Source organism: Kribbella sp. NBC_00889 (assembly GCF_045207705.1).
GTDB lineage: Bacteria > Actinomycetota > Actinomycetes > Propionibacteriales > Kribbellaceae > Kribbella.
Genome location: NZ_CP108783.1, coordinates 5,807,285 through 5,823,904, shown reverse-complemented (window position 1 = coordinate 5,823,904; position 16,620 = coordinate 5,807,285). Strand labels below are relative to the sequence as shown.

General features: G+C 68.6%; 19 protein-coding genes. 10 read left to right on the top strand and 9 right to left on the bottom strand.

Annotation, left to right across the window (positions count from 1 at the left end; genetic code table 11):
• The first annotated feature begins 98 nt into the window (after positions 1 to 98).
• On the top strand, positions 99 to 2,057 hold the full coding sequence (locus tag OG817_RS28390; RefSeq protein ID WP_406047641.1) for a DUF222 domain-containing protein: 1,959 nt from the start codon (positions 99 to 101) through the stop codon (positions 2,055 to 2,057).
• Positions 2,058 to 2,218: 161 nt separating this feature from the next.
• Here OG817_RS28390 and OG817_RS28385 read toward each other — a convergent pair whose 3' ends face one another.
• On the bottom strand, positions 2,219 to 2,881 hold the full coding sequence (locus OG817_RS28385) for a TetR/AcrR family transcriptional regulator (protein WP_406047640.1): 663 nt from the start codon (positions 2,879 to 2,881) through the stop codon (positions 2,219 to 2,221).
• A 140-nt stretch (positions 2,882 to 3,021) separates the two neighbouring features.
• Here OG817_RS28385 and OG817_RS28380 point away from each other — a divergent pair, with 140 nt between their 5' ends.
• Genes OG817_RS28380 through OG817_RS28370 form a run of 3 tightly spaced genes read left to right on the top strand, consistent with a single transcriptional unit; the run spans position 3,022 to position 6,104 of the window.
• Positions 3,022 to 4,497: a flavin-containing monooxygenase gene (locus OG817_RS28380; protein ID WP_406047639.1), complete on the top strand. Its 1,476-nt coding sequence runs from the start codon at positions 3,022 to 3,024 to the stop codon at positions 4,495 to 4,497.
• A gap of 57 nt (positions 4,498 to 4,554) precedes the next feature.
• On the top strand, positions 4,555 to 5,871 hold the full coding sequence (locus tag OG817_RS28375; protein WP_406047638.1) for a hypothetical protein: 1,317 nt from the start codon (positions 4,555 to 4,557) through the stop codon (positions 5,869 to 5,871).
• Positions 5,868 to 6,104 (top strand): hypothetical protein, encoded by a 237-nt coding sequence (locus tag OG817_RS28370; RefSeq protein WP_406047637.1) that lies wholly within the window; start codon positions 5,868 to 5,870, stop codon positions 6,102 to 6,104. The genes OG817_RS28375 and OG817_RS28370 overlap by 4 nt, the downstream gene beginning before the upstream one ends.
• Here OG817_RS28370 and OG817_RS28365 read toward each other — a convergent pair.
• The 3 genes from OG817_RS28365 to OG817_RS28355 form a co-directional block, all read right to left on the bottom strand.
• Positions 6,058 to 6,363 (bottom strand): aldo/keto reductase, encoded by a 306-nt coding sequence (locus OG817_RS28365; protein WP_406047636.1) that lies wholly within the window; start codon positions 6,361 to 6,363, stop codon positions 6,058 to 6,060. The genes OG817_RS28370 and OG817_RS28365 overlap by 47 nt on opposite strands.
• Positions 6,364 to 6,416: 53 nt before the next feature.
• Positions 6,417 to 7,133, bottom strand: a complete 717-nt coding sequence (locus OG817_RS28360) for an aldo/keto reductase (RefSeq protein WP_406047635.1) — start codon at positions 7,131 to 7,133, stop codon at positions 6,417 to 6,419.
• A 125-nt stretch (positions 7,134 to 7,258) separates the two neighbouring features.
• Positions 7,259 to 7,471 carry a hypothetical protein gene (locus OG817_RS28355; protein WP_396395510.1) on the bottom strand — a complete coding sequence of 71 codons (213 nt, stop codon included), beginning with the start codon at positions 7,469 to 7,471 and terminating at the stop codon, positions 7,259 to 7,261.
• A 27-nt stretch (positions 7,472 to 7,498) separates the two neighbouring features.
• Here OG817_RS28355 and OG817_RS28350 point away from each other — a divergent pair, with 27 nt between their 5' ends.
• Positions 7,499 to 7,627: a hypothetical protein gene (locus OG817_RS28350; protein ID WP_406047634.1), complete on the top strand. Its 129-nt coding sequence runs from the start codon at positions 7,499 to 7,501 to the stop codon at positions 7,625 to 7,627.
• A gap of 140 nt (positions 7,628 to 7,767) precedes the next feature.
• Here the strand turns inward: OG817_RS28350 and OG817_RS28345 are convergent, their stop codons facing one another.
• Positions 7,768 to 8,088 carry a MarR family winged helix-turn-helix transcriptional regulator gene (locus OG817_RS28345; protein ID WP_406047633.1) on the bottom strand — a complete coding sequence of 107 codons (321 nt, stop codon included), beginning with the start codon at positions 8,086 to 8,088 and terminating at the stop codon, positions 7,768 to 7,770.
• Positions 8,089 to 8,093: 5 nt separating this feature from the next.
• Between OG817_RS28345 and OG817_RS28340 the strand changes: the two genes are divergently transcribed.
• The gene (locus OG817_RS28340) at positions 8,094 to 8,276 is read left to right on the top strand and encodes a hypothetical protein (protein WP_406047632.1); all 183 of its coding nucleotides are present in this window, start codon (positions 8,094 to 8,096) and stop codon (positions 8,274 to 8,276) included.
• A gap of 50 nt (positions 8,277 to 8,326) precedes the next feature.
• On the top strand, positions 8,327 to 9,172 hold the full coding sequence (locus OG817_RS28335; protein ID WP_406047631.1) for a helix-turn-helix domain-containing protein: 846 nt from the start codon (positions 8,327 to 8,329) through the stop codon (positions 9,170 to 9,172).
• Here the strand turns inward: OG817_RS28335 and OG817_RS28330 are convergent.
• Positions 9,161 to 9,910: a MerR family transcriptional regulator gene (locus OG817_RS28330; protein ID WP_406047630.1), complete on the bottom strand. Its 750-nt coding sequence runs from the start codon at positions 9,908 to 9,910 to the stop codon at positions 9,161 to 9,163. The two genes, OG817_RS28335 and OG817_RS28330, sit on opposite strands and share 12 nt — an antisense overlap.
• 81 nt (positions 9,911 to 9,991) lie before the next feature.
• On the opposite strand from OG817_RS28330, the gene OG817_RS28325 reads away from it, so the two are divergent.
• The 3 genes from OG817_RS28325 to OG817_RS28315 all read left to right on the top strand — a co-directional run bounded on the left by OG817_RS28325 (position 9,992) and on the right by OG817_RS28315 (position 14,047).
• A complete protein-coding gene (locus tag OG817_RS28325; RefSeq protein ID WP_406047629.1) occupies positions 9,992 to 11,815 on the top strand; it encodes a hypothetical protein in 1,824 nt (607 codons plus the stop codon).
• Complete coding sequence (locus OG817_RS28320) at positions 11,812 to 12,756, top strand: alpha/beta fold hydrolase (protein ID WP_406047628.1); 945 nt, start codon at positions 11,812 to 11,814, stop codon at positions 12,754 to 12,756. Before OG817_RS28325 ends, OG817_RS28320 begins: the two co-directional genes overlap by 4 nt.
• A gap of 145 nt (positions 12,757 to 12,901) precedes the next feature.
• Positions 12,902 to 14,047: a CaiB/BaiF CoA transferase family protein gene (locus tag OG817_RS28315; RefSeq protein WP_406047627.1), complete on the top strand. Its 1,146-nt coding sequence runs from the start codon at positions 12,902 to 12,904 to the stop codon at positions 14,045 to 14,047.
• Between the two features lie 47 nt (positions 14,048 to 14,094).
• Here OG817_RS28315 and OG817_RS28310 read toward each other — a convergent pair whose 3' ends face one another.
• Genes OG817_RS28310 through OG817_RS28300 form a run of 3 tightly spaced genes read right to left on the bottom strand, consistent with a single transcriptional unit; the run spans position 14,095 to position 16,457 of the window.
• Positions 14,095 to 15,171, bottom strand: coding sequence for a LacI family DNA-binding transcriptional regulator (locus tag OG817_RS28310; RefSeq protein ID WP_406047626.1), 1,077 nt, complete (start codon positions 15,169 to 15,171; stop codon positions 14,095 to 14,097).
• Positions 15,172 to 15,190: 19 nt separating this feature from the next.
• Entirely contained in the window at positions 15,191 to 15,508 is a 318-nt protein-coding gene (locus OG817_RS28305) for a hypothetical protein (protein ID WP_360445183.1), read from the bottom strand.
• Positions 15,509 to 15,512: 4 nt separating this feature from the next.
• Positions 15,513 to 16,457: a DUF6772 family protein gene (locus OG817_RS28300; RefSeq protein WP_406047625.1), complete on the bottom strand. Its 945-nt coding sequence runs from the start codon at positions 16,455 to 16,457 to the stop codon at positions 15,513 to 15,515.
• Positions 16,458 to 16,620 lie beyond the last annotated feature (163 nt).

Below are 16,620 nucleotides of genomic sequence, written 5' to 3'. Positions count from 1 at the left end.
GTGGATGGGTTCGGGTGGTCGTGTGGATGACGGATTCCCTTGTGGATAAGGGTTTTCTGGTTTGAGAACTGTCGGTGGGGGTGTCTAGAGTTGGCGGTATGGAACTCCTGGGCGAGCGGCCGGTGTGGGCGATGAGTGGCAGCGAGATGCTGTCCACTCTCGACACGCTCGAGGCCGAGCTCGCCCGCCGGCAGACCTACCGCCTGCAGCTGATCGCGCGCCTCGACGAGATCGGTCACGCCCAAGACATCGGCGCCCACGACACCGCACAGCTCCTGGCGTTCCGCTACCGCCTCGACCCGCCCCAGGCCCGCCGCGACCTGCGTCTGGCTCTCGCCCTGCCCAGGTACGCCGACGTGTCCGCGGCGCTACCCGCGGACGTGCCGCCCCTGGACGAACCGGTCGAGTCCGACCCGCCCGAAGACCTCGCCCCCACCGACGACGAGGATGCCGCGGCCGATGGGTTCCTGCGCCCCGCGCAGGCCGAGGCGATCGTGTCGGCCCTGGAACGGGTGCCCTCCACCGTCCCGGTCGAAGACCTCGCCGTGGCCGAACGCCAGTTGGTGAACCTCGCCAGGCATCTGTCCCCCGGCGAACTGCGCAGGGCCGGACAGCGGATCCGCGACATCCTCGACACCGACGGCCCCGAACCCGACGAACACAAGGCCTACGACCGCGAGTCCCTCACTCTCTCGACAGCGGACCGCGGCGTGAAGTTTCGTGGCTACCTGGCCAACGAGAACGCCGAGCTCCTCCGCGCCCTCATCCACGCTGGCGCCCGCCCCCACAAGACCATCGACGGCGAGTTGGACCCGCGCCCGCGCGAAAAGCGCCAGGCCGACGCCCTCACCACCGCCCTCACTCTCGCCGCCAAATCCACCGACACCACCCACCCCAAGCCCACGCCCACCGCCACACACAATCGCCCACCAACCGCGGCCGCCGCGCTGTCCACCACCCCCGAGCCACCACCCACGGCCGCCGACCCCATCTCCACCCACCGCGGTCCAGCAACTGCGACGGCGACTGGTGGCCTGCCGCCTGCCGAGCCCGGCGCGACAACGGGAACAGCGGCGGATGGTGGCACACCCGTCGAGGGCGGTGCGGTAACCGGTACGGCGATGGGTGGTGGAATGCCCACGGAGCTCGGTCTGGCAACTGACGCGGGGGTTGCGCCCCAGAGCGGGCGCAGACCTCGCGGATCCGACCCGGTGCCCGGGCACGGCGCCAAGGCCACGATCACCGTCACGATCGACCTGGAGGATCTGAGGTCGGCTACCGCGGACACCACCGGCGGACTCGTCTACGGCGACAACCTGTCCGCGGCCGCGATCAGACGCCTGGCCTGCGACGCCAACATCATCCCGCTCGTCCTCGGCTCCAACTCCGAACCCCTCGACGTCGGCCGCTCCGAACGACTCGTCACCCGCGCCATGCGCCGCGCCCTGAACGCCCGCGACAAAGGCTGCGTCGTCTGCGGCGCCCCACCCATCCACTGCGACGCCCACCACCTACGCTCCTGGCTCGACGGCGGAACCACCGCCATCTGGAACCTCGTCCTGCTCTGCCGCCGCCACCACATCGACCTCCACGCCGGCCACTGGACCATCACCATCACCAACGGCAAAGTCCACGTCACCCGCCCCACCTGGGCCGACCCGCCACCAGGCCGCACCAGCCGAACACCAGTTGGCAACCCACCCCAATCCTCGACCACTGTGTTGCCGTCTCCATCGCCAGCGCCGGCTGCAGCCGTGCCATCTCGGAGGCCATCTGTCAGCGCCGATCCGTGGGGCGATACGAGCCGGGCCGAGCGACCGGAGCGAGTCCTCGGCCGAGCCGATGAGTCAACCCGCGAGGAGGCCGCGCGCTTCGCCGTCTGGCGGAGGCTCCCATCCGGACACAGTCCGCCACATCGGTCGCCTGAGGCCGAGGAGACTGGTAGAGGTGGCCAGTGGGTCGAGCGGTGGATCTGTTCGCCGACTCGATTGGTGCGGTGGCCGCTGAGACAACCGGTGGACCTGTCCGGTGAGTCGACCAGGGGACCTCTTCACTGACTCGACTGGCGGAGGTGGCTCGGCGCAGGCGCGAGGTCGCCTCTGCTTTGCTCGTGGAGACATTGGTCTGTCCGGCGTCGCCACCAGCCGTCGGTCATCGAGCGCATGGTAGGCGCGCCCGAATGTTGGGCGGATTAACGATCAGTGGGTAGGCACGTCTCTCAGTGCCGCGCGGCCCGCAGGGAATCTGAGGTGGTGCTGAGCGTTCGGAGGCCTTGCCAGAGGAGGTCCTGGAGGGTTCGGGCGACCTTCTCCGGAGTGGGTGGGGCGGGGACCCGGCTGCGCCAGATGGCCAGGCGTTCGGTGGCGCCGGAGATGCTTTGGGCAATGATCTCGATCTCGTCGTTGTCGGCGGTGCGGCCGGGTGGGAGGTTCATCCGGACCATCGCGGAGATCAGTTCGATGAAGGCGGCGCGGACCTCGTCGGTGGCGGCCGCTGCGGGTCCGGCGGCGGGGTTGGTGCTGAGCATGCCTTCGTCGATCAGGACGGACCAGGCGTGCGGGTGGTCGTCGAGGAACTGGAACCAGGCGACGAAGCCGGCGTACAGCGCGTCCTCGGCGTCGGTGGCGGCCAGCGCCGCGTCGGACACGGTCTCCAGGAGCTGGGCACGAAGGCGGGCGAGGCAGGCGAGGAACAGGCCGTCCTTCGAGCCGTAGTACTGGTAGATCAGCGGCTTCGAGACCCCGACCTCGGCCGCGACGTCGTCCATCGACGTGCCCTGGTAGCCGCGCTCGCCGAAGATCCGCTCGGCTGCCTCGAGCATCTCGCGTTCCCGAGCCGCCCGATTCCGCCGCCGCTTCGGCGGCTCGATCCCTTCAACCACCCCGCTCTCCACGCCGGATTCGGCGGCGGTGCTGGGTGGCACTGGGGGTGTTTTGGGCGTGGTGGACGTCACTTGCACACTCTAACTGACTCCGAGTAACTTACTGGGAGTAAGTTGTTGTCCGGAGGCTGGAGGGCTCGATGGCGGACGAGGTCGCGCGGGAGACCGGGCATCACCGGATCGTGGTGATCGGGACCGGGTTCGCCGGGATCGGGATGGCCGTCCGGCTCAAGCAGGCCGGGTACGACGACTTCGTCGTACTGGAGCGTGCGGACGACGTCGGAGGCACCTGGCGGGACAACACGTATCCGGGCTGCCGGTGTGACGTGCCCTCGCATCTGTACTCGTTCTCGTTCGCGCCGAACCCGGACTGGTCGTCGACGTTCTCTCCGCAGCCCGAGATCGAGGACTACCTGCGCAAGGTCACCGACCGGTTCGACGTCCGCCGGCACATCCGCTTCGGTCATGCCGTTGAGGCGGCGTACTGGGAGGACGGGCACTGGCGGATCCGGACCGGCCGGGGTGAGTTCACCGCACAGTTGCTGCTGTCCGGGATGGGACCGCTGGCCGAGTCGTCGGTGCCGAAGCTGCCGGGGATCGAGTCGTTCGAGGGGGAGGTCTTCCACTCGGCGCAGTGGGACCACGACCTCGACCTCAGCGGCCGCAAGGTCGCGGTGATCGGGACCGGCGCGTCCGCCATCCAGTTCGTGCCGGCGATCCAGCCGGAGGTCGAGGAACTGCATCTGTTCCAGCGAACGCCGCCGTGGGTACTGCCGCGGCCGGACCGCAGGATCACCGAGGTCGAGAAGGCTGTGTTCTGCCGGTTTCCGCTGGTGCAGAAGGCGGTCCGGGCCGGGATCTACTGGGGCCGCGAGTCGATGGTGCTCGGGTTCGCGAAGCTGCCGTCGATCATGAAGCAGGTGCAGAAGGTCGCCGAGAAGCACCTCGAACGCCAGGTCCGCGACCCGCTCCTCCGCGCGAAGCTGACGCCCGACTTCACCCTCGGCTGCAAGCGTGTGCTGATCTCCGACGACTACTACCCGGCGATCACGAAGCCCAACGTCGAGGTCGTCACCGACGGAGTCGTCGAGGTCACCCCGACCGGGATCGTCACCGCGGACGGCGTGAAGCACGAGGTCGACACGATCATCTACGGCACCGGTTTCCGGGTGACGGATCTGCCGGTGATGGACATGGTGCACGGCCGCGACGGCCTGTCGCTGCGCGATGCGTGGTCGGGCGGCATGGAGGCACACCTCGGCACGGCGGTCTCCGGCTTCCCGAACTTCTTCCTGCTGATCGGACCGAACACCGGCCTCGGCCACAGCTCGATGGTGTTCATGATCGAGTCGCAGATCGCCTACATCCTGGACGCGCTGAAGACGATGGACAGCGAGGGGCTGCAGCGGGTCGAGGTGCGGCCGGAGGTGCAGCGCGCCTTCGTCGACGGCGTCCGGTCCTCGATGCGCAACACGGTCTGGACCCGCGGCGGCTGCACCAGTTGGTACCTGGACTCCGAGGGGCGCAACACCACGCTCTGGCCGTCGTTCACCTTCCGGTTCCGCCGGTTGACCCGCCACTTCGACCCCGCCGAGTATCAGACTCTCGCTATGTGACATCGAGCGTGTTACATTCGATCAGTCAGATAGCTGAGGTGATCGGAGGGCGATCCCGTGCTGGTGCTCTTGCTGCCGCTGCACGGGATCGGCGGGCGAGGGGACCTGCCGGTGCCGCTGTGGCTGGCGATCTACTCCGCCGGCGCCGCGGTGGCGGTCTCGTTCTTCGCCCTCGCCGCGTTCTGGTCGCGGCCGCGCTTCGAGGTTACTGCCGGTAAGTCGCTCGAACGCCTGACCCGGCTGGTCGATGCGAGGCCGACGCGACGGCTGCTCAAGCTCGCCGGGCTGGCAGCACTCGCGCTACTGCTCGGCTCCGCCTGGTTCGGCAGCAGCGAGCCGGCTCTGAACCCGGCGCCGACCTGGCTGTACGTCTGGATCTGGGTCGGCATCATCCCGCTCTCGCTGGTCTTCGGCCCGATCTGGCGCCTGGCCAATCCGCTCCGCACGATCGCGGGCCTGGCGCGCAGGACGTCGTACCGGAGGCTGCCCGAAGGGATTGCCTACTGGCCGGCGTTCGCAGGGCTGGCTGGATTCCTCTGGCTCGAGCTTGCGTATCCGGACGGCTCCGAGCCGATCGTCGTCGCGATCTTCGCGACGATGTACGCCGTCGTGAATGTTGCCGCAGGCATCGTCTACGGACCGGCCTGGTTCGGCATCGGCGACAGCTTCGAGGTGTACACCGAAGTCCTGGCGCGACTGAGTCCGCTCGGCCGTGGTGCGGACCGTCGCCTGGAACTGCGGAACCCGCTGGCTGGTCTGGCCGCGATGCCTCAACAGCTGGGGATCGTCGGCCTGCTGTGCCTGTTGCTCGGGTCAACCGCCTTCGACGGGATCTCCCGCTGGTCTGCGTGGATGCGGTTGACCGGAGACCTGAGCCGCACGCAGCACATCGTCGTACACACGCTGGGCCTGATGGTCGCGGTGGCGATCGTCACCGGGTTGTTCCTGCTGGCGTCGCGGACGACCGGCGCGGCGCGGATCCGGCCGGGCGTGGTCGGGCGAGCCGGACTGCCGGGAGCATTCGTGCATTCGCTGGTGCCGATCGCGATCGGGTACGCCGTTGCCCACTACTTCTCGTTCGCGATGTTCCAGGGCCAAGAGGGTCTGCTGCTCGCGACGGATCCGTTCGGGCGGGGATGGGACCTGCTCGGGACCAGCGGGATGCGGATCGACTACGCGTTCCTGGGCACCGGGCTGATCGCTGCGGTTCAGATCGGTGCGATCGTGCTCGGACACGTACTTGGGGTCGTGTCCGCGCACGATCGCGCTGCCGAACTGTTCCGCCGCCGGCAGCTACGACGGGCGCAGTACCCGATGCTGGCGGCAATGGTCGCGTTCACCGCGGGCGGGATCGCGCTGGTGACGGCGTCATGATCGCGCTGCACATGGGCGGGATTCCCGAGACCGCGATGGTGCTCGGTCCGGTGCTGCTGATCGCCGCGTTCATCCGGATCGCCAGCCGCCACGAGGCCGAGACCCCGGACGACGAGTACGACGACTGGGATCCCGATCTCGGTGATCTTCCAGCAGGACCAGGAGAGCCGGCGGGACCCGCAGACGTCAGCGAGGGATCGGAGCCGGCTCGAGCTGAAGGCCGCCCAGGGTGACCGAGCGGGTCATCGGCAGGTTCAGGAACGCGTGCGGGAAGCCGAGCTCGATCGCGCTCACAGCCTCCAGCTCCGCCACGTCCTGATCGCTGAACTCGACGTCCAGCGCGCCCAGGTTCTGCTCCAGCTGCATCGCCGTCCGCGCGCCGATGATGGGCGACGTGACCCCGGGGTTCCGCAGCGTCCAGGCGATCGCGACCTGCGCCGGCAGACAGCCGTTGCGCTCGGCAACCGCCTTGACGACGTCCGCGATCCGCAACCCGCGCTCGGTGAGCGAGTTGTTGGCCGCGGCAACGTTCTTCCGTGTCCCCGCTACGCCCGCCAGACCCCGCCGTGGTCCAGATCGGCGGTCGTGTACTTGCCGGTGAGCACGCCGCTGGCCAGCGGCGACCACGGTAGGACGCCGAGTCCCATCTCCCGCGCCATCGGGATCAGGTCCCGTTCGACGGTCCGCTCGACCAGGCTGTACTCGATCTGCAGCGCGGCCAGCGGAGCCCAACCGCGCAGGTCGGCGATCGCCTGCATCCGCGACACCTGCCACGCCGGCGCGTCCGAGATGCCGGCGTACAGGACCTTGCCCTGGCTGACCAGGTCGTCCATCGCGCGGAGGATCTCCTCGACCGGCGTGGTGAAGTCCCAGGAGTGCAGGTAGAGCAGGTCGATGTAGTCGGTCTGCAGGTTGCGCAGACTGCGCTCGACCGAACGCATCATGCTCTTGCGCTGGTTGCCGCCCGAGTTCGGATCTCCCGGCCGGGTGGACATGGTGTATTTGGTGGCGATGACCAGTTGGTCCCGGCGGTCCTGGGTGAGCTGGCCGAGCAGCTGTTCGGACGTCCCGTTGGTGTACATGTTCGCCGTGTCGACGAAGTTGCCGCCGCGGTCGACGTACGTGTCCAGGATCCGCTGCGCCTCGTCCTTGTCCGCGCCCCAGCCCCAGTCCGGTCCGAACGTCATCGTGCCCAGCGCCAGCGGCGAGACCCGCAGCCCGGAGCGTCCGAGCAGCCGGTAGGTGTCAAGTGTGGTGACCACTGAAGGTGTCCTCTCTCCCTCGTTCGCCACCACTTTCACGCGGCCCGCCACACTGCGTAAGGGAAGGCTCTTCCTGGGACTGGCCTTCCTACCCTTGCCGACAGATCTGTCGTCGCCGGCTGATGTCAGGCGGCGAGGGTGAGAGCGCTCAGGCGGGACGGGTTCGGGTGGGCGGCGAGCTCGGCGAGGCGGGTGCATCCGGCGGCCAGCGCCTCTTGCAGGGTCGGCCACTGGTCGACGCACCAGAACGGGTCGTCGGGCTGACGGTCGAGGTCGTCGTCGATGTCTGCGCACCAACCGCCGGTGAAGGCGTGGTGGACATGCAGTCTGAGCTTCATGATCGTGGACATTTCCGGGCGGGACAGGTGGATCAGAACGGTAGCGGGCGGCCGGACGGCGTACGGAGGTCCAGCGTCGTCGTGGTGGTACGGCGGGTGGTCGTCCGCCGGCTCGGCTTCCGGCGGATCTGGATCTGGCGCATCATGCACTCCTGAGGACTGAGGACGTCTGGTAGATACACAGTCCCAACCCAGACGTTCCCGCACATGCGGAGAACTACCGATATCGCCACCCAGACAGCCCTTAGACCAGGCCCGGGGCCGTCTAAGGGAGCGCGCCGGGGTGGAACACCTACTTAGGTGCCGTCGTGGCGGTGGTAGACGTCCGACATCCGGCCCTCAGGGTCCAGGCGAGTAAGGATCGCGTCGGTGATCGCCGTCAGCTGAGTGACCTGCTCGGGGGTGAGCGCGTCGATCACGTGCTCGCGGACGGTGGCGACGTGGCCGGGGGCGGCCTCGCGGATCTTGTCCCAGCCGGCGTCGGTCAGCCGAGCGTTCGTGGCTCGGGCATCGGTCGGGCAGGGGAAGCGCTCGATCAGTCCACGGTCCTCGAGCCGCCGTACGACGTGGGACAGGCGGGGGAGGGTGGCACTGGCGTGCTGGGCGAGGGCGGTCATCCGCAGTGCGGTCCGGCGCCTCGGATGCGAAGGCCGACCTGGCGGGCGTGATCACCGGCGGCGGTCTGCGGGCGGTCGACGCCGGCGCGCTGTCCCGGGCCCGTGAGCTCGAGGCGATCGGCTTCGTCCAGTTGACCCTCGCCGTCGGCGAGAAGGTCGACTGGACCGGCGGCTTCACCCTGAACTGAGGTTTCTGCACCCGCGCCCGGACTGACCGCCGGCTTCGTAGAGTGGGCATATGAGCGTTGACGTTGCCCAGGAGCTGGCGGTCTTTCTGCGCGGGTGCCGGGAGCGGTTGACGCCTGGCGAGGTGGGCCTGGCGGAGCGGGGGCGGGCTCGGCGCACGCCCGGGTTGCGGCGAGAAGAGGTGGCCGAGCTCGCCAAGGTCAGCGTGGACTACGTGATCCGACTGGAGCAGGGGCGAGGGCTGCGGCCTTCGCCGGAGGTGCTCGAGGCACTCGCGGGGGCGTTGCGGCTGTCGGATGACGAGCATGCGTACGTGTTCGACCTGACGAGGCAATGGACCTCGGTACGACGCCAGCCGGAGTCGAGTTCGCTGGCCGCGCTGGTGCAGGCGATGTCGCCGCTGCCGGCGATGTTGCTCAATCAGCGCTTCGACATCTGTGCGTGGAACGCGGAGATGTGCCTGCTGATGCTCAACTTCGTCGACGTCGCGCCGGAGCGGCGGAACGTGATGTGGTTGTGCGCGCTGGAGCCGGCGTTCGAGACGTTCTACACCGACCGCGAACGGGTGATCCGCGAAGGGATCGCGGACCTGCGGGCTGCGTGGGCGGCGCATGCGGACGACCAGGACCTGGGTGAGCTCGTCCGTGCCCTGAGCGAGGAGAGCGAGGAGTTCGCCGAGCTGTGGTCGCGGCGCGACGTGAAGGTGCAGAACAACGGCCGCAAGCGGCTCAACCATCCGGACGTGGGTTCGCTGACGGTCGAGTACGACGTACTCACGCCGCTTGGTGACACCGGTCAACGGCTCATCGTCTACCGGGCCGCGGATGCGGCGTCCCAGCGTGGTTTCGACCGTCTCGCGGCGTTGGCCGGCCAGGACAGCAGAGCGCTAGCCGGTTGAGGGGAGGGCCTTCGGGTCGAGGCCGAGCTCCTCGTAGGCGACGATCTCGATCTCGCGCGCCATCGCTTCCCGGAACGCCGCGACCAGGGCCTGCCCGGCCAGCGGGATGATGTTCTCCAGCGTGCGCTGGATCTCCGGCCATCCCTCCGCAGGCAAACCGGCGTCGCTGAACTCGCGCCACACCGTGCTGCGGAACAGCTCGACGTAGGTCTTCGCCACCGCGTCGGCCTGGGCGAACAGCTTGGGCAGCATCTCGAAGATCGCCTGCATCGGGACGCCGAGCTTGATCACCTCGAGCCCGGTCCGGAGCAGATCCGGGTTCGGGATCCGGAGCCGGCCGTCGTCCTGCCGCTCGGCGATCCCCAGCTCGACCAGCCGCGTGATCACCGCCGGATCGTGCGGTACGCCGGCCCGCTCGGCCAGCTGGAACTCGTCCAGGATCTCCGGCTCGGACGGGGTCCACGGGTTCACCAAGGTCTCGAAGACGCCGAGCGCCATCGCGCCGTCCGGCAGTTCGCCCATCATCCGCTCGACCGCGGCCAGCGTGTACCCCTTGCTGAGCAGCTCCTGGACCAGCTTCAACCGGGCGACGTGGTCGTGACCGTAGTACCCGGTCCGGCCGACCAGTCGTGGCGGCGGGATCAGGCCGCGTCCGGCGTACGCGCGCACGTTGCGGACCGTCATCCCCACCTCGGCGGCGAGTTGATCGACGGTGAGCTCCTCGTCGTGTGCTTCCACGGTTGACAGTCTTCCAGATCCGACGTTACATAGAAGATGTAACATCAGCCATGGCGCATGAGCGATGAAGGAGTCCGTCGAATGGCGATCCCGCTGGCCACCACCGGAACCGCGACGTTCGACCAGATCGCGATCGTCACCGGCCTGGTCGGACTGATGTACGTCGCACTCGCCGTACTCCTGTGGCGGGAACGGACCGGACGCGTCACGCTGGTGGGACGGCTTGCGGACACCATCGGGAGACTGGACGGAGTCCCCCGATGGGCCGCGCTGACGCCGTACCTGCATGCTGTCTCGCTGCTTGCCTGCGCCTTCGGCGTCTGGTGGGACATCGCGGTGCACATCGACCGCGGTCGCGACACCGGCCCGTTCGGTACGCCGGCGCACTACCCGATCTTCTTCGGCATCCTCGGCGTGATCATCTCCGGCGTACTGCCGATCGCCCTCGCCCGCAAGCCGCTGCCGGCTCGCACGATCAAGCTCACCAAGGGCTGGCGAATCCCGTGCAGTGCCGCGCTCGTCACGGTGTGCGGGACGTTCGCGCTGGTCGGCTTCCCGCTGGACGACCTGTGGCACCGCCTGTTCGGTGAGGACGTCACGCTCTGGGGCCCGACCCACCTGCTGATGATCGGCGGCGTGGTGTTCTCGATCTTCGCGCGGCTGCTGGCGCTCGCTGAGGTGGAGCAGTTGCTCGGCATCAACAAGCGCCGCCTGTTCCAGGAGATCGTGTCGGTCGGCGCTCTGTTGATCGCGTGGGATCTGTTCAGCACCGAGTTCAACTACGGCGTCCCGCAGTTTCCCTTGATCCTGCAGCCGATCCTGATCGTCTTCGGTGCTGCGCTCGCGTTCACGGTGCTGCGGGCGCGACGTGGTCCAGGTACGGCGTTCGCCGCGTTGGCCGTGTACCTGGTGATCCGCGGCGGCATCGCCTGGGCGGTCGACCGACCGCTCGGCGAGATCCTCGGTCACTTCCCGCTGCTGATCGTCGAGACAGTCCTGGTCGAGCTCGTGGCGTTTGCCCTCGGCAACAAGAATCGCTTCCGCCTCGGTGCCGTCGCCGGTGCCCTGATCGGGACCGTCGGCGTGGTCGCGGAGTACACCTGGAGCCACCTCTGGATGCCGATCGCGTGGCCGTCGTCGATGCTCCCGTCGGCCCTCGGGTACGGCGTCGTGACCGGGATCGGAGCCGGACTCGTCGGTGCCTGGCTGGCGACCCGGTACGCCGAGGTCGCGGGAGAGCAGCGTGCGATCGGTATCCGCAACGCGCGGTCGGAGGCGGTCCGCCGTACCCATCAACTGGGCGCGGTCGGACTGGTCGCAGTCACCGCGACGGTGTTCTTCTGCGTGCCACGGTCGGCGGAGGCGGGCGTGACCGGGACGGTGTCGTTGGAGCGGGTGGCCACGGGGGCCGAGCCGATGGCGTACGTCACGGTCAAGTTGCAGCCTGGAGACGCGGCGGACGGTGCGCGGTGGTTCGAGGCGATGGCCTGGCAGGGCGGCGGGCTGGTGACGCACCCGATGGTCAAGGTGGCCGATGGCACCTACCGGTCGGCGGACGCGCTGCCGATGTTCGGCAAGTGGAAGTCGATGATCCGCCTGCACCAGGGTCAGCGCGACCTGGTGGCGATGTGGGTGTACGCGCCGGAGGACCTGGCGATCGAGAAGCCGGCCGTGCAGGTGTCGAACGGGCAGACGGTCGAGTTCGTCAACGAGCAGCAGGTGCTGCGGCGGGAGGAGCGGACCGACGTGCCACGATGGATGTGGAACGGCGGCTACGCCCTGCTCGGCGTGGTCGGTTTGCTCGAGATCGCCGGCATCGCCTGGCTGGTCGGGCGCGGGGCCCGCGGTGGACGCCTGCGCGCCGCCCACCTGGCCGCCGGTGAACGGGAACGGGAGACTGCGTGACGATCCAGGCGGAACGGTCCGGTGTGACCACGACCGACGGCGTACGGCTGAACGTCGAGACGACCGGATCACCGGATGCGCCGGTGACCGTCCTGCTCGTGCACGGCTGGACCTGTTCGACGCGGTCGTGGCACAACCAGGTCGAGGAGCTGCCGAGGATCCTCGGGCAGAACGGCGTCCGCGTAGTCACGTACGACCATCGCGGCCACGGCCGGTCGGACGCCGCACCGGCAGGGTCGATGCGAATCGAGCAGTTGGCCGACGACCTCGAGACCGTGCTGGACACGGTCGTCGGCGACGGACCTGTTGTGTACGCCGGTCACTCGATGGGCGGGATGACGCTGATGGCGCTCGCGGACCAGCGGCCGGAGCTGTTCGGCTCGCGGATCGCGGCGGCGGCGCTGGTCAGTACGTCGTCCGGTCACATCGCGGAGGGCGCCTTCGGCATCCCCAGGCGGTTCGACTCGACGGCAGCGGCGTTCGCTCCGCGCGCGATGAACATGCTCAGCACTCGGCTCGAACGACGTGCGCACCGGGGACCGCGGCCGCTGGACATGTCGGTCCGAGTACGCCGGCCAGCCCTGCGGCAACTGGTGTTCGGGAAGAAGACCGACCCGGCTGAGGTGGACCTGTTCCTTGCGGACCTCGCGAGCCTGCCGGGTCCGTCGTACGGCGGGTTCTTCGAGGCGATCCTCAAGCACGAGGGCGATCACGCCCTGAAGGTCCTCGAGCAACTCCCGGTCGAGATCATGCACGGCACCCGCGACCGGCTGCTGCCGCCTCGCCACGCCAACCGGATGGCCGCCGAGCTTCCGACCGCGCGGCTGTGGATGTACCCCGGTGCCGGCCACATGCTCATGCAGGAACGCCCCCGCGACGTCACCCACCGCCTGGCGTCGCTGGCCCGCAAGGTCGGGGGATCTGTACCGACGAACGGGTAGTAGTCGCCCGGCCTCCCGCGAGGCACGCACGGGCGAGCGGCGGATGGACCGCCAGACCTGAGTACTACCCGTTCTTCGGAACGGCGACGGGTGCGATCAGTCTCATTCGGGCGCCGGCCGGCGGGTGAGGCCCTAGGCTCGGCAGGTGCAGAACCTTCTGTCTGATGTTGTTGTCGTCGATCTCACCAGGGCGTTGGCCGGGCCGCATGCGGCGATGATGCTGGGAGATCTCGGCGCCCGCGTGATCAAGGTCGAGGCGCCCGGCGGCGGGGACGACAGCCGGGGCTGGGGACCGCCGTTCGTCGAGGGCGAATCGACGTACTTCCTGTCCGCGAACCGGAACAAGGAATCGGTGACGGCGGACCTCAAATCCGAGGACGGTCGCGACTTCCTGACCAAGCTGGTCCGGCGGGCCGACGTACTGATCGAGAACTTCCGGCCGGGAGTGCTGGACCGGCTCGGGTTCTCCGTCGAGCGGCTGCACGAGCTCAACCCGGGGCTGGTGATCCTGTCGATCACCGGATTCGGGCACGACGGGCCGGACGGCGGGCGGGCCGGGTACGACCAGATCGCGCAGGGCGAGGGCGGCCTGATGAGCATCACCGGTGCGGTCGAGCCGACGAAGACCGGCGTACCGATCGCGGACCTGCTGGCCGGGATGTACGGCGCCTACGGTGCGCTGGCGGCTCTGCACGAGCGATCGATCACCGGCAAGGGGCGCGTGGTGCGGACGAGCCTGCTGGCGTCGGTGATCGGTGTGCACGCGTTCCACGGAACGAAGTGGACGGTCGCCGGCGAACTGCCCGAGCGCGTCGGCAACCACCATGCGCAGATCGCGCCGTACGGGATGTACTCGACCGCGGACGACATCGTCCAGGTCGCCGTCGGGAGTCAGGGGCAGTGGCGGACGTTCGCACCGATCGTCGGGCTGGATCCGGACGACGAGCGGTTCGCGGTCAACGCACAACGGGTTGCCCATCGCAACGAACTGACCGCGGCGATCGAGGCGGCGTTCGCGCACGAGTCGGCGGACGTGTGGCTGGAACGCCTTGCGGAGAAGGGGATTCCGGCCGGCAAGGTCCGCGATTTCCAGCAGGTGTACGAGTGGGAGCAGACGCTGTCACAGGGCCTGCTGATCGATGTCGAGCACCCGGCGCTCGGCCGGATCCAGCTCCCCGGGCCGCCGCTGCGGTTCGACGACCAGCCGTACGCCGGCGCCCGCGAAACCAACCTCCCGCCGCCACGACTCGGCGAGCACAACGAGTCGGTCAGAGCCTGGCTGGGGGAGTAGCGGACGCCCACGCCATCACAATCGGCGGATGCCCGGCGCCGTCAGGCTCAGCTCCGCCTTCGGCGGTCGGTTGTGATGGCCTGGCGGTCCGGAGCGGACGCCCGGACGACGAGCTCCGGGCGGATCAGCGTCTTCCGTGGGCGTTCGGTTCCGGGGTTACGAAGGCGTTGGAGGAGGAGATCCACGGCGGTGGTGCCCACTTCGGCGGCGGGGAGGCGGACTGTGGTGAGGGGCGTCTGCAAGTACGCCGCGTAGGGATGGTCGCCGTACCCGGTGATCGCGACGTCGTCGGGAACTGCCAGACCCAGCTCCGCGAGCACGCGCAGCAGACCCAGGGCGAAGTAGTCGTTCCCGGTCACGATGGCATCCGGATGACGGTCGCTCAGGAGCGTCTGCGCGAACCGATAAGCCTCCTCCGGCTGCCACGGCAGGGCGAGGGAGTCGTAGCGCTTGGTCGGTACGGCGCGGATCGTGTCGTCCTTGACCTTCAGGCCGGCGTCGGACATCGCCCGGCGGAAGCCGGCGACACGGTCGGCGGTCGTCGTGATCGGCAGGTCCTCTTCCAGCACCAGCAGGCGGCGTGCACCGCCGGCGATCAGGTGGCTGGTCGCTTCGTAGGTGCCGCGCTCGTTGTCGACCCCGACCATGTCGCAGTCGAGCTCGGGCACATCACGGTTGACGAACACCAACGGGATGCCTGCGTCACGGACACGGCGCCAGTGGTCCCACTCGGCCTGGACCGGCACGACCACGGCGCCGTCGACCGCGGACCGTAGCAGCGCCTCGGTGGCGCGCTGCTCGTTCTCCGCGCTCTCGTCGGTGACCAGCAGCAGCAACGAGTACCCCTGGGCGCGGACGCGGAGCTCGATGCTGCTGATCAACTGGGCGTAGAAGGGGTTGGACGGGTTGGTGATGACGAGGCCCAGCGTCATCGCCGAGCCGAGCACGAGCGACCGCGCCAGCGTATTGGGCACGTAGCCGATCCGGGCCGCCTCGGCCTGCACGGCCGCGCGCGTCTTCGGGCTCACGCTGTCCTTGTCGCCGAGCGCACGCGAGACGGTGTTCACCGACAGCCCGAGAGCTGCCGCGATGTCCCGCAACGTCGGGCGCCGTGCCTCCGTCATCTTCACCCCCTCGGGCAGCTTAAGCCTTCACAGCCAGGTGGATCCGCACCTGGACCGAACCATCGACCTTGGCGCGCAGCCGCAGCCAGTGGCCGAACCCGCTGACCGGCCAGCTGATCAGCTGCCCCGGCCCGACCCGATGCTCTCCTGCGTCGAGATCGCACCAAGTGATCCCGTCGGGCGAGACCTGCGTGAGGTACGTCGCGGTGCCGTCGCCGCCGACGTGATGGACGAACCAGCGCGCCTCACCCGCCCAGGCGACCTCGTACGGCTCGGTGGCGAAGCGGGTGTCGAACGTGGTGTCGCGTTCCAGCACCGCCGTCATGGACTGTCGCATGGGCCTACCAATCAACCGAGATGAGGACAGAGTCGAGGAAAAGAAAGTTCCTGACGCTGCTGTGAGTGCGGACCGAGAAGTAGAAGTTCAGTAGGTTCTCCAGCGTCTCGTAGCGTTCCTCGTACGGCGGGACCGGTACGTCGCTCATGTCCATCACCCGGTCGTTGACCTGGAGCTCGACGTTGCGGCGCTTGTCGGTGTCGATCAGCCAGCGCAGATAGTGCCAGTTCACCTTGGTCGGCACCTCGTTGTAGCAGAGCTCCTGCGGTTCGCCGAACTGCTCCCAGTCCTCCGGGTTGGGCGCGGTGAAGTCGGCGGCGTACTCCAGCTTCACCTTGCCCTCGAAGTGCTCGCGCGGCGTCGGCTCGGGGACCGTCGGGGCCATCCAGCGCCGGGTGAAGTGGTTGTCCAGATCGGTGTTCTGGTAGCGCGCGACCGTGTGGTAGCGCAGTCCGCCGTCACCGCACAGATCCGTGGCGACCGTGAACGCACCGAACTGCGCCTCGGACGGGTGAGTGTTGCCGTCCCACTGCACGTCGCCGAAGGTGTCGAGCTCCGAGCCTCCGCCGAGGGTCGCCTCGGACTTGAAGGCGAAGTACGTCTCCAGTTGCACCAGCCCGCGGCCGCTCATGGTGAGCCGGCGGATCGCGACCGCGGTGTGGCCCTTGTGCGGCCGGGTGGCGAGCTTGAGCGCGTAGGTCCCGCTGAGCGCACCGTGGGTGCCGATGTCGAAGAAGTTGCAGGCCGACAACTGCGGCGGCCGGAAGTCCCGCATGTGGTCGTCGACCGTGCTCAGGTCGCCGCGGCCGTTGTAGTTGCCGAGCAGCTCGCACCAGCCGTGCGTCCCGCTGTCGAACTCGTCGAAGGCCAGGATGCGCGGCAACGGCGAGAACTTGGACAGGCGGGGATCGGCGGCCAGCAGCGCGCTCCGGACATCGGATGTCGTCACGCAGTGCCTCCCAAAGCATGAATCAGGTGGATGGTCAGTGAAGTTAACGTTCACGGGAATCGACCGTCAACGGGCCGTTCCGCCCTGAGCAACGGTGGTCTATTGACACCTAAATACCACGCTTCTACGGTGCATTAACGCTACCGTTAACGTTCACGGAATC

Excerpts from the sequence above, each read along its gene's own strand:
- OG817_RS28390 (WP_406047641.1), top strand. The coding sequence starts at position 99 with ATGGAACTCCTGGGCGAGCGGCCGGTGTGGGCGATGAGTGGCAGCGAG.
- OG817_RS28380 (WP_406047639.1), top strand. The coding sequence starts at position 3,022 with ATGGCGGACGAGGTCGCGCGGGAGACCGGGCATCACCGGATCGTGGTG.
- OG817_RS28370 (WP_406047637.1), top strand. The coding sequence starts at position 5,868 with ATGATCGCGCTGCACATGGGCGGGATTCCCGAGACCGCGATGGTGCTC.
- OG817_RS28355 (WP_396395510.1), bottom strand. The coding sequence starts at position 7,471 with ATGAAGCTCAGACTGCATGTCCACCACGCCTTCACCGGCGGTTGGTGC.
- OG817_RS28345 (WP_406047633.1), bottom strand. The coding sequence starts at position 8,088 with ATGACCGCCCTCGCCCAGCACGCCAGTGCCACCCTCCCCCGCCTGTCC.
- OG817_RS28335 (WP_406047631.1), top strand. The coding sequence starts at position 8,327 with ATGAGCGTTGACGTTGCCCAGGAGCTGGCGGTCTTTCTGCGCGGGTGC.
- OG817_RS28325 (WP_406047629.1), top strand. The coding sequence starts at position 9,992 with ATGGCGATCCCGCTGGCCACCACCGGAACCGCGACGTTCGACCAGATC.
- OG817_RS28310 (WP_406047626.1), bottom strand. The coding sequence starts at position 15,171 with ATGACGGAGGCACGGCGCCCGACGTTGCGGGACATCGCGGCAGCTCTC.
- OG817_RS28305 (WP_360445183.1), bottom strand. The coding sequence starts at position 15,508 with ATGCGACAGTCCATGACGGCGGTGCTGGAACGCGACACCACGTTCGAC.